The sequence below is a fragment of the Streptomyces sp. NPDC015532 genome, assembly GCF_043078065.1.
Lineage (GTDB): Bacteria > Actinomycetota > Actinomycetes > Streptomycetales > Streptomycetaceae > Streptomyces.
The window spans coordinates 23,668-35,462 of the sequence record NZ_JBIBSY010000019.1 but is presented as its reverse complement, the minus strand read 5'-3'; the positions used below and the strand labels follow the sequence as shown (position 1 = coordinate 35,462).

Sequence of the window (11,795 nt, the reverse complement as noted above, 5' to 3'; positions counted from 1 at the left end):
GTCCCCGTGAGGCCGGTGCCGGTGAGGACCACGCTGGTCCCGCCGGACGTCGGGCCCTGGTTCGGCGCGATCCCGCTGAGGGTCGGCGTGGGCGCGTAGGTGTAGGCGACCGTGTTGCTGAGCCCGGCGGGTGTGCGCACGGTGACGTTGACCGTGCCGGTTCCGGGCGGGACGGTCGCCGTGATCGTCGACGAGGTGGTGACCGTGTACGACAGGGCGGCCGCGGATCCGAACGTGACGGCGGTGGCGCCGGTGAACTGGCTTCCGTTCAGGGTCACGGGATTGGTGCCCGCAGCCGGACCCGTGTTGGGCACGACCGAGGTGAGGACGGGAGGGGCCACGGTGACTCCAAGGGGTGTGGTCGGCCTGGCTGGGCCGCGAGCTGGGGGCACGGAAGCGGTGCGGGCGGGCGTGCACGAGCCCGCACCGCTTCCGCTGGCACGGCCGGTGGACCGGAGCCGTGCGCGGCCGTGCGTCCGGGACCCCGTCAGATGCCGGGACCGGACACGTAGGTGAAGCCGTCGCCGAGGGTGGCGCTACCGCCCCCGGTGGTCACGACCACGTCGACGGAACCTGCGGAGCCGGACGGTGTGACGGCCACCAGCGTGGTGCCGTTCAGCACGGCGAAGGACGCGGTGACGCCGCCGAAGGTGACGGCCGTGGTGGACGCCAGACCGGTGCCGTTGACGGTCACCGAGGTGCCGCCGGACGTCGACCCCGAGGGGGGTGTGAGCGAGACCAGCGTCGGCGCGTCGACGTAGGCGTAGGTGAGCGGAGCGGTCGTGCCCCCGGCGGTGGTGACGGTGACCGCGACGGAGCCGCTGGAGCTGCCGGCCGGAGCGACCACCGACAGCCGGCTGTCCGAGACGACCGTCGGGGTCGCGGTGTTGGAGCCGAAGGACACGGCGGTGGCCGTGGAGAGGCCGTAGCCGTCGATGGTGACCGTGTTGCCGCCCGCGGTCGGACCGGTACCCGGGCCGAGGGACACCGCGATCGGCGGGCTGATGTAGAAGAAGGAGAGCGAGTTGCTCGTCCCTCCCGCGGTCGTCACGTTGACGTCGGCGACACCGCAGCCTGCGGGGGCGATGACGGTGATCGAGGTCGGAGTGTTCGCGGTGATCGTGGCCGTCCGGGACCCGAAGTGAACGGCGGTGGCACCGGACAGGTTCACGCCGGTGATGGTGACGGTTGTTCCGCCGCTGGCGGAGCCTTGGTTGGGGCTGATAGGCATGGGGGGGGTTCCTCCTCACTCGGAAGACTTCTCCGAGCAGCGACTGGGTGTCCCGATCCACGGACGTCCCGAACCGGCTCAGGCCGACACGGCCGGCCGCCGGCAGATGGGAAGGTGCGGAGGGCCGTCCGGACGGGATGAGCTCAGTCCCGGGAGGGAGGCTTGTCCGCGGGGAGTCGATGGATCATCGCCCGTTGATGCAGACACCTGAATTGACCCATCAGAGTGATCCCTTCACCAAGGGAATTAACACGGTATCAACCGTTTGGCGGAGCGCGCCGGGCGTGCGGCGGCGCCTTCCGGTGGTACGCGGTCACCTGCCGGGCCATACGGAACAGCCCGAAGAGCACGATCCTGGGCACGCTGGGGGCAGACCTGCCGGCGATCATGAAAATCCTGCGGCGCACCCGGTCCAGTCAGACCCGCCGCTACGACAGGAGCCGCCCGCATCCCTGGAAGGACCCGCGCCGCACGGGGAACCCCTTCGCGCCCGCACAAAAAGCAAAAGCCCCAGGTCACGGCGAGTGAGTCCTGAGGCTTCCACAGAGCCGCCTTCGGGATTCGAACCCGAGACCTACGCATTACGAGTGCGTTGCTCTGGCCATCTGAGCTAAGGCGGCGCGCTGTCCACACCTATGGTGCGATCAGCAACGTCGGTAAGTCTACACAGTTTCCCGGGGTGCTCCGTACAAGCCCCGGGGCGGGCGCTCCGCGGATGCCCGGCAGGGCTATGAGCAGCGCTTTCCCTTCGCGGGAGGGGTGCCCTGGAGGAGGTAGCGGTTGATCGCGGAGTCGATGCAGGCGCTGCCGCGCCCGTAGGCGGTGTGGCCGTCTCCGACGTACGTCAGGAGCGTGCCGGAGGAGAGCTGGGAGGCCAGGGACTGCGCCCAGGGATACGGGGTCGCCGGGTCCCGGGTGGTGCCGACGACGAGGATCGGCGCCGCGCCCTTGGCCTCGACGCGGTGGGGTTCGCCGGTGTTCTTGACCGGCCAGTACGCACAGTTGAGCGAGGCCCAGGCCAGGCCCTCTCCGAAGACGGGGGACGCCTTCTCGAAAGCGGGGAGCGACTGCTCCACCTGGTCCGGGCCGGAGAAGGCGGGCGGCAGGTCGAGACAGTTCACGGCGGCGTTCGCGGACATCAGGTTCGCGTACTGCCCGTCGGCATCCCGCTCGTAGTAGCTGTCGGAGAGGGCGAGCAGGCCCGCGCCGTCGTTCTGCTTCATCGCGGAGGTGAGCGCGTCGCGCAACTGCGGCCAGGCCGTCTCGTCGTACATCGCCGCGATCACCCCGGTCGTCGCGAGCGCCTCTCCCAGCTTGCGGCCGTCCGGGTCACCCGTCGGGATGGGCTTCTTGTCCAACTGCTGGAAGAACGCCTTCAGGTTCCTGCCCACCTGATCCGGGCTCGTGCCCGCGTCGCCGAGCGGGCAGTCGCTCTGAGCCACACAGTCCTTCGCGAAGGACTGGAACGCGGTCTCGAACCCAGCCGTCTGCTCCTCGTTGAGCTTGCGCGCGTTCAGGGACGGATCCAGCGCGCCGTCCAGCACCAGCCGGCCCGCCCGGTCCGGGTAGAGGCCCGCGTACGTCGCCCCCAGGAGCGTCCCGTACGACGCCCCCACGTACGTCAGCTTCTCGTCGCCCAGCACGGCCCGCAGGATGTCCATGTCACGGGCCGCCTCGACCGTGGAGACGTGCCGGAGCAGATCGGGCGAGTGCGCGCCGCAGCCCTCGGCGAACTTCTTGAACGCCCCGACGAGCTGATCCGTCTCCCGGCCGTCGTCCGGTGTGGTGTCCGTCTGCGTGAACGCGTCCATCGCGCGGCCGTTGAGGCATTCGACCGGTTCGCTGCGGGCCACTCCCCGCGGGTCGACCGCGACCATGTCGTAGCGGGCACGCACGTCGGCCGGATAGCCGATCCCGGCGTACGACTGGAGATAGCCGACCGCCGAACCGCCCGGGCCGCCCGGGTTGACCAGCAGCGAACCGAGCCGCTTGCCCGGTCCTGTGGCCTTCTTGCGGGAAACCGCCAGCCTGACGTCGCCCGAGCCCGGCTTCGCGTAGTCGAGCGGCGCCTTCATCGTGGCGCACTCGAAGCCGGGGACGCCGCAGCTGCGCCAGTTCAGCTTCTGGTCGTAGTACGGCGCCAGCGCCGAGGGGGTGGCGCGCGGCAGCGCGGTGAGCGCCGCCTCGGTCGTCGCGGCCGCCGTCGTGGAACTTCCCGAGGAGGAGCAGGCGGAGACGAACAGCGCCGCGACGGCCACCAGTACGCCGCTCGCACGGAGGGGTCGGTTCGTCCGTGTGGTGCGCCTCATGTACATCTCGCGAGCCTAACCTTGCGCGATCGTTCGATCACCTTCAGTCGCGGAAGCGGCTCGTACGGGTGACCCGGTCAACCGCCGACCCAACAGGGCGCCCCGAACGGGTCACCCCGGACAGGTCGTCCCCCACCTTGAACGCGTCCCGTCCCCGGATGGGCTGCCCCCGACTGGAGCGGCGGAAGGGGCAGGAAAGACGGGACAGGCGGGAGAGGATCAGCCCGCGCGGAGTGCCATCGTCATCGCCTCCACCGCAAGCAGCGGAGCCACGTTGCGGTCGAGTGCCTCACGGCATGCGGCGATCGCGTCGATACGGCGCAGGGTCGACTCCGGCGAACTGCCGCGGGCCAGCCGCTCCAGCGCGTCCTCCGCCTCCGCGTTGGCGATGGCCAGACGGGAGCCGAACTGAAGGGCGAGCACGTCGCGGTAGAAGCCGGTGAGGTCGATCAGCGCCAGATCCAGGCTGTCCCGCTGCGTCCGCGTTCTTCGGCGCTTCTGCCGGTCCTCCAGGTCCTTCATGACGCCCGCCGTGCCCCGCGGCATCCGACCGCCCTGCACCGCGCCCATCGCCGCCTTCAGCTCCTCCGTCTCCTTGACGTCGACCTCCTCGGCGAGCTGCTTCGCGTCCTCGGAAGCCGTGTCGATCAGCTCCTGGGCCGCCTTGAGGCAGCCTCCGACATCGTCGATCCGCAGCGGGAGCTTCAGGACCGCGGCCCGGCGCTGACGGGCGCTCGGGTCCGTCGCCAGGCGGCGGGCCCGCCCGATGTGGCCCTGCGTCGCACGCGCGGCGACCGCCGCGACATCGGGCTCGATGCCGTCACGGCGGACGAGGATGTCGGCCACGGCTTCGACCGGCGGGGTACGCAGCGTGAGCAGCCGGCAGCGGGAGCGGATGGTGGGCAGTACGTCCTCGATGGACGGCGCGCACAGGAGCCAGACCGTACGGGGAGCGGGCTCCTCGACGGCCTTGAGCAGGACGTTGCCCGCGCCCTCCGTGAGACGGTCCGCGTCCTCCAGGACGATGACCTGCCAGCGGCCGCCCGCCGGGGACAGCTGGGCGCGGCGGACCAGGTCGCGGGTCTCCTTGACGCCGATGGAGAGCAGATCGGTGCGGACGATCTGCACGTCGGCGTGGGTGCCGACCAGGCTCGTATGACAGCCGTCGCAGAACCCGCAGCCGGGGATTCCGCCGAGCGCGCGGTCGGGGCTCAGGCACTGCAACGCGGCCGCGAACGCGCGCGCGGCCGTGGAGCGGCCCGATCCGGGCGGGCCCGTGAACAGCCAGGCGTGCGTCATCTTGGACGCCTCGGGGAGCGGGGTCTTCGCGGCGACCGCCGTGACGAGGGCGTCGGCGTCCCGGGCAGCGGCGGCGAGCTGTTCGCTCACCTTCTCCTGGCCCACCAGGTCGTCCCACACAGGCATGGGCTCCGCCCTTCCGTCGCGCCGTCGCACTTTGTCTCGTGTCGTCCATTGTGCGGGTCGCCACTGACAACCGGGCCCACCCGCCCGTACGCCGGCTCCGAACCGAGCGCCGACCGCGCCGGGGCCGCACCGCCCACGCCGGCCGCGGACCTTCGGACCCCGACCGGCAGGCGGCCCCCGAGCCCGGCCCGCGGCTGTCGGCCGCCATCCGACAGCCGTCGCCCGTCAGCCGTCAGCCGTCAGCCGTCAGCCGTCAGCCGGAGGATGCGCCACCGGCCGACGGCGTCAGCCTCCGCCTCCGCCTGCCAGGCCGTAGCCCCGGCGCCGTAGCCCCGGCCGTCGGCCGGGCTAGCGTCGGCGTCCGCCGCGGCCTCGGCCGGTGCCGGGGCCGTCGTCCCAGTCGTCCTCGTCCTCGCGCGGGCCGAGCAGTTCGTCCGCCAGGGTCGGGAGGTCGTCGAGCGGGGTCTCCTCGGCCCAGTCGGGACGGGGCCTGCGGCGCGGGGCGCCCGTCTCGTCCACCTGCGGCAGCTCCCGCGTGCGATCGGAGGGGCCCTCGGGACCCGCCGCCGGCCGCTCGTCGCGGAAGAAGCCCCGGGGCATCCGGTCCGCGGGGTCACCGGACCGCCCGTCGGCCCTGGTCCCCGCACCCCTGCCCCGTACCGGCGGAAGGACGGCCGTCTCGTCGGCCGCACGCGGGGCCGCGGAGACAGGCGGCAGCACCGCCGTCTCGTCCGCCGCCCCACCCGGAACCGGCGGCTTCGGCAGCGTGGCCGTGTCCTCGACGTCGGAGCGGGATCCCAGGCGGCTGCCCGAACGTCCCTCACCCGGTCGTACCGGCGGAAGCACGGCGGTCTCGTCGATCGCCGCCGGGTCGGTGACGACCGGCGTGGGCACCGTCGGCTCGTTGTCCGGCGCGGAAGCCGGCCACGAAGGCCTGGAAGCCGACGCGGAGGCGGACGGAGATGCCGAGGGCTTCGAGGCCTCATCGGCGTCGCGTCCCGTCCCCGCACCGGACGGCGAACGCGTCGGGCCGTCGGACTTCGGAGCCGACCCGGCGCTCGACACCGCGGCCTCGGCCGAAGCCGCCGCGGCCGCCGAAGCGGCGGCGGCCGCCGAAGCGGCGGCGGCCTCCGCGGCGATACGCCGGGCCTCCTCGGCCCGCAGCAGCGCCTCCTCGGCCTTCCGCTGCTTCTCCAGACGGCGTTCCTCGGCCTCGGCGCGCAGCCGCGCCTGCTCCTCGGCCTGCCTGCGCGCCCGCTCCTGCTCCGCGGCGCGCGCCTCTTCCTCGGCGAGAAGCCGGACCCGCTCCTCCTCGGCGCGGCGGCGGGCCTCCTCGGCACGCTGCCTGGCCTCCTCCGCCTGGCGCTCGGCCTCGCGCCGCTGAGCCTCTTCCAGCTCGCGCTGCTTGCGCTCTTCTTCCTCGGCGCGCAGTTTCGCGAGCTGCGCCTGACGCTCGCGCTCCAGACGCTCCTCCTCCGCCTTGCGGGCGGCCTCTTCCTCGGCCTTGCGCCGGGCCTCCTCCTCGGCCGCCCTGCGCGCCTCCTCCTGGGCCTTCACCTCGGCCTCGGAGAGGGGCAGCATCACGTCGAGCCGGTGCCGTACGACCGTGGTGACGGCCTCCGGCTCCTGCGCGGCGTCGACGACCAGGTAGCGGCCCGGGTCGGCGGCGGCGAGCGTCAGGAATCCGGACCGCACGCGCGCGTGGAACTCGACCGGCTCCGACTCCAGCCGGTCGGGCGCCTCGGTGAACCGCTCGCGGGCGGCTTCCGGCGACACGTCCAGCAGCACGGTCAGATGCGGTACGAGCCCGTCCGTCGCCCATCGGTTGATGCGGGCGATCTCCGTGGGGGACAGGTCGCGGCCCGCGCCCTGGTAGGCCACGGACGAGTCGATGTAACGGTCGGAGATGACGATGGCGCCCCGCTCCAGCGCGGGACGGACGACCGTGTCGACGTGCTCCGCGCGGTCGGCGGCGTACAGCAGGGCCTCGGCGCGGTGCGAGAGGCCCGCGGACGACACGTCGAGGAGGATCGAGCGCAGCCGCTTGCCGACCGGCGTGGCGCCCGGCTCGCGGGTCACCACGACCTCGTGGCCCTTGGCCCGGATCCAGTCGGCGAGTGCCTGGGCCTGGGTGGACTTGCCGGCCCCGTCACCGCCCTCCAGGGCGATGAAGAAGCCGGTCGTGGCGGGCGCCTGCGACGGGTCGTCGCCGCCACGCAGCGCGTCCAGCAGGTCCTTGCGCAGCGGCACGCCGGAACGGTCGTCGACCTTGGCGAGCACCAGGGCGGCGACGGGCAGCAGAAGCGCTCCGACCAGCATCAGGGTGAAGGCGGCACCGCCGTGCGCGAACACGAACTTGCCGCTCTCCAGGCGGTGCGGGCCGATCGCCGCGGCCACCAGCGGCGCCACGATCGCGCCGACCGCCACGAAGACCCGTACCACCGCGTGAAGGTGCTCGGTCGTGCGGGCCCGCCGGAAGTCCTCGGACTCCTGGTCGAGCAGCGCGTGGCCGGTGTTGGCCGCGACACCCGCGCCCACACCGGCGAAGGCCAGGATCAGCAGCACGGTGGTGACGTCCGGGACGAGACCGGCGGCCAGCAGCGCGATCCCGGTGAAGGCGATGGCGAGCGCGAGCAGCCTGCGCCGCGACAGCGACGGGAGCAGGGAAGGGGCCGTGCGGATGCCGGCGACGACGCCGCCGGTCAGGGCCAGCACCAGCAGCCCGTACATCACCGGTCCGCCGCCCAGGTCGATGGCGTCCAGCACGGCGACGGCGACAGCGGCCGAGATCGCCCCGGCGACGGCCGCGCAGGCCGGCACCAGGAGCGGGATCGCGCCGGTACGGCCCTTGTCGCCGGCGGTGCCCGTCTTCGGGCGGCGCAGTCCTTCGAGCGGCGACCGCGCGCGCGGGGTGCGGGCGTCGGGCAGTTCGAGGAAGGTGACCACCGAGAGGGAGGCCGCGAACAGTCCGGCCGCCACGTACGAGGCGAGGGCGGCCTGGTGGAGGTGGAACCAGTCGATCCCGGCGCCCAGCATGTTGCTGACGAGGGAGACGGCGACCAGGGCGAGGGCCGCGATCGGCACGGCGACGAACGCGGTCCGCAGGGACAGCCGCCGCAGCGCGTCCATGTGGTCCGGCAGCGGGCGCACGGTGGCGCCCTCCAGCGGCGGCGCGGGCAGCAGCGCGGGCGCCGCGCTCTCCCGGCACACCGTCCAGAACCGCTCGGCGACCCCGGACACGAAGACGATGACCAGGATCACGGCGAGCGCGTTGTCCGGGGTCCAGTCGATGAACAGGGGCGCGACGATCAGGAGCGCGGCCCGCAGGCCGTCGGCCACGAGCATGGTCCAGCGCCGGTCGAGGGGCCCGTCGGGGGAGGTGAGCGACGTCAGGGGCCCCAGGAGCACGGCTCCGAAGAGCAGGGTCGCGAGGACGCGCGCCCCGAAGACGGCCGCCACGGCGAGGGCGGCCCCGCGGGCGCCACCGCCGAAGGAACCTTCGGAGATAGCCGCCTGGAGGGCGAGCACGACCAGGACGAGCAGGGCCAGTACATCCGCGACACCCCCCACGAGGTGTGCGCTCCACAACCGCTTCAGCTGCGGTTGCCGCAGCAGGGCGCGGACGGCCCGCTCGCGCGAATCCGCGACCAGGGCTTCGTCGGGGGCCCAATTGTGGGCCGTTGGCTGCTCGGCTCGCGTCATCCTGCCAGCCTATCCGGACCCACTGACTCCCCGAAGGGGTGCCCGAACAAACGGACGCCCCCACACCAAATGGTGTAGGGGCTTCCGCTCTCTGACGTGGGTCCGGGCCCCAGGAATCGGACGGTCCGGCCGGTGACTCAGCCTTCGGAGGCCGCCGTCTTCTTCGCCGCGGTCTTCTTGGCGGGCGCCTTCTTGGCGGCCGTCTTGGAAGCCGTCGTCTTCTTGGCGGCGGTCTTCTTGGCCGGTGCCTTCTTGGCGGGCGCCTTCTTCGCGGTCTTCTTGGCCGGGCCCTTGGCACGCTTCTCGGCGAGCAGCTCGTAGCCGCGCTCCGGCGTGATGTCCTCGACGCTGTCGTCGGAGCGCAGGGTCGCGTTGGTCTCGCCGTCGGTGACGTACGGCCCGAAGCGGCCGTCCTTGACCACCACCGGCTTCTCGCTGACCGGGTCGGTGCCCAGTTCCTTCAGCGGCGGCTTGGCGGCCGCGCGGCCCCGCTGCTTGGGCTGGGAGTAGATCTCCAGCGCCTCTTCCAGCGTGATGGTGAAGAGCTGGTCCTCGGCGGTGAGCGACCGCGAGTCCGTGCCCTTCTTCAGGTACGGCCCGTAGCGACCGTTCTGCGCGGTGATCTCGACGCCTTCGGCGTCCTTGCCGACGACACGCGGCAGGGACATCAGCTTGAGGGCGTCGTCCAGGGTCACCGTGTCGAGCGCCATCGACTTGAACAGCGACGCGGTACGCGGCTTGACGGCGTTCTTGCCCGTCTTCGGGGTGCCCTCGGGGAGCACCTCGGTGACGTACGGGCCGTAGCGGCCGTCCCTGGCGATGATCTGGTGACCGGACTGCGGGTCGGCGCCGAGCTCGAAGTCCCCGCTCGGCTTGGCGAGCAGTTCCTCCGCCAGGTCGACCGTCAGCTCGTCCGGAGCCAGGTCCTCGGGCACGTCGGCGCGCTGGTGGTTCTCGGCGTCCTTCTCTCCGCGCTCGACGTACGGACCGTAGCGGCCGACGCGCAGCACGATGTCGTTGCCGACCGGGAACGAGGACACCTCGCGGGCGTCGATGGCGCCCAGGTCGGTGACGAGTTCCTTGAGACCGCCCAGGTGGTCGCCGTCGCCGTTGCCCGCGACGGCGGCACCGGCCGCGTCGCCCTCGCCGAAGTAGAAGCGCCTCAGCCACGGCACGGCCTGCGCCTCACCACGGGCGATGCGGTCGAGGTCGTCTTCCATCCTGGCGGTGAAGTCGTAGTCGACGAGCCGCCCGAAGTGCTTCTCCAGGAGGTTGACCACGGCGAACGACAGGAAGGAGGGCACCAGGGCCGTCCCCTTCTTGAAGACGTAGCCGCGGTCGAGGATCGTGCCGATGATCGACGCGTACGTCGACGGGCGGCCGATCTCGCGCTCTTCGAGCTCCTTGACCAGGGAGGCCTCGGTGTAGCGGGCCGGAGGCTTGGTGGCGTGGCCGTCGACCGTGATCTCCTCGACGGACAGCGGGTCGCCCTCGCCAACCTGCGGAAGGCGGCGCTCACGGTCGTCGAGCTCCGCGTTCGGGTCGTCCGCGCCCTCGACGTACGCCTTCAGGAAGCCGTGGAAGGTGATCGTCTTGCCGGACGCGCTGAACTCGGCGTCCCGGCCGTCGGCGGACGTGCCCGCGATCTTCACGGTGACCGAGTTGCCGACCGCGTCCTTCATCTGAGAGGCGACGGTGCGCTTCCAGATCAGTTCGTACAGCCGGAACTGGTCGCCGGTCAGCCCCGTCTCGGCGGGAGTGCGGAAACGATCACCCGAGGGGCGGATCGCCTCGTGCGCCTCCTGCGCGTTCTTGACCTTTCCGGCGTACGTACGCGGCTGCGCCGGCAGATAGTCGGCGCCGTACAGCTGGGTGACCTGGGCACGGGCGGCCGTGACGGCCGTCTCCGAGAGGGTCGTGGAGTCCGTACGCATATAGGTGATGAAGCCGTTCTCGTACAGCTTCTGCGCCACCTGCATGGTGGCCTTCGCTCCGAAGCCGAGCTTGCGCGAGGCCTCCTGCTGGAGCGTCGTCGTACGGAACGGCGCGTACGGCGAACGGCGGTAGGGCTTGGACTCCACCGAGCGGACGGCGAAGTTCGTGTCCTGGAGGGCGGCGGCGAGCGCGCGGGCGTTCGTCTCGTCCAGGTGGAGCGTGTTCGCGCCCTTGATCTGGCCGAGCGAGTCGAAGTCGCGGCCCTGGGCCACCCGCTTGCCGTCGACCGAGGTCAGACGGGCGACGAGGTTGGCCGGGTCGCTCGCGTCACCGGAGCGGCCGGTGCCGAAGGTGCCGGTCAGGTCCCAGTACTCGGCGGAACGGAAGGCGATGCGCTCGCGCTCCCGCTCGACGACGAGCCGGGTCGCCACGGACTGGACGCGGCCGGCCGACAGGCGCGGCATGACCTTCTTCCACAGAACCGGCGAGACCTCGTAGCCGTAGAGACGGTCGAGGATGCGGCGGGTCTCCTGCGCGTCGACCATGCGCTTGTTCAGCTCGCGCGGGTTGGCGACGGCGCTGCGGATCGCGTCCTTGGTGATCTCGTGGAAGACCATCCGGTGGACGGGAACCTTGGGCTTCAGGACCTCCAGGAGGTGCCACGCGATGGCCTCGCCCTCGCGGTCCTCATCGGTGGCGAGGAAGAGTTCGTCGGAGTCCTTCAGCAGGTCCTTGAGCTTCTTGACCTGGGCCTTCTTGTCGGCGTTGACCACGTAGATCGGCTGGAAGTCGTTCTCTACGTCGACGCCGAGGCGTCGGACCTCACCCGTGTACTTCTCGGGCACCTCCGCGGCGCCGTTGGGGAGGTCACGGATGTGCCCGACGCTCGCTTCGACGACATAGCCGGGGCCGAGATAGCCCTTGATCGTCTTCGCCTTGGCAGGCGACTCGACGATGACGAGTCGGCGGCCGCCGTGTGCGGTGTCGCTGGTCGGGGACAACTTCGCTCTTCTCTCCGGTCGACGCGGTGCTCCCCGGGGGCTCGGCTCCCGAGGGGTCGGGTCATGCTGACGCTGCGGAGTGTGACGGTACATCCCGCCCCCGTGTCAAACGGGAAAAGCCCGCAACGGCCACTCGAACGGTAACCCGACTACCGCCATTCCTGCCGCCCGGAGTGTCGACCCGCTCTTCCG

Annotated in this window: 6 protein-coding genes and 1 tRNA gene; all 7 read right to left on the bottom strand. The window is 71.9% G+C overall.

All coding sequences use genetic code 11. The features are described 5' to 3' along the window. Positions 1 to 341 (bottom strand): IPT/TIG domain-containing protein (locus ACF07B_RS37360; RefSeq protein WP_392182195.1); only part of this gene is annotated, 341 nt, incomplete at its 3' end. Positions 342 to 487: 146 nt separating this feature from the next. Beyond that, positions 488 to 1,231, bottom strand: a complete 744-nt coding sequence (locus ACF07B_RS37355; protein WP_392182194.1) for an IPT/TIG domain-containing protein — start codon at positions 1,229 to 1,231, stop codon at positions 488 to 490. Positions 1,232 to 1,777: 546 nt separating this feature from the next. Beyond that, positions 1,778 to 1,851 (bottom strand) — tRNA-Thr (locus tag ACF07B_RS37350). A gap of 108 nt (positions 1,852 to 1,959) precedes the next feature. Continuing rightward, on the bottom strand, positions 1,960 to 3,546 hold the full coding sequence (locus tag ACF07B_RS37345) for an alpha/beta hydrolase (protein ID WP_392182193.1): 1,587 nt from the start codon (positions 3,544 to 3,546) through the stop codon (positions 1,960 to 1,962). Positions 3,547 to 3,759: 213 nt separating this feature from the next. Further along, on the bottom strand, positions 3,760 to 4,965 hold the full coding sequence (locus tag ACF07B_RS37340) for a DNA polymerase III subunit delta' (protein ID WP_369481822.1): 1,206 nt from the start codon (positions 4,963 to 4,965) through the stop codon (positions 3,760 to 3,762). 348 nt (positions 4,966 to 5,313) lie between these two features. Further along, positions 5,314 to 8,667 (bottom strand): dTMP kinase, encoded by a 3,354-nt coding sequence (gene tmk, locus ACF07B_RS37335; RefSeq protein WP_392182192.1) that lies wholly within the window; start codon positions 8,665 to 8,667, stop codon positions 5,314 to 5,316. Positions 8,668 to 8,804: 137 nt separating this feature from the next. Beyond that, complete coding sequence (gene topA, locus ACF07B_RS37330; RefSeq protein ID WP_392182191.1) at positions 8,805 to 11,603, bottom strand: type I DNA topoisomerase; 2,799 nt, start codon at positions 11,601 to 11,603, stop codon at positions 8,805 to 8,807. Between the last annotated feature and the right edge of the window lie 192 nt (positions 11,604 to 11,795).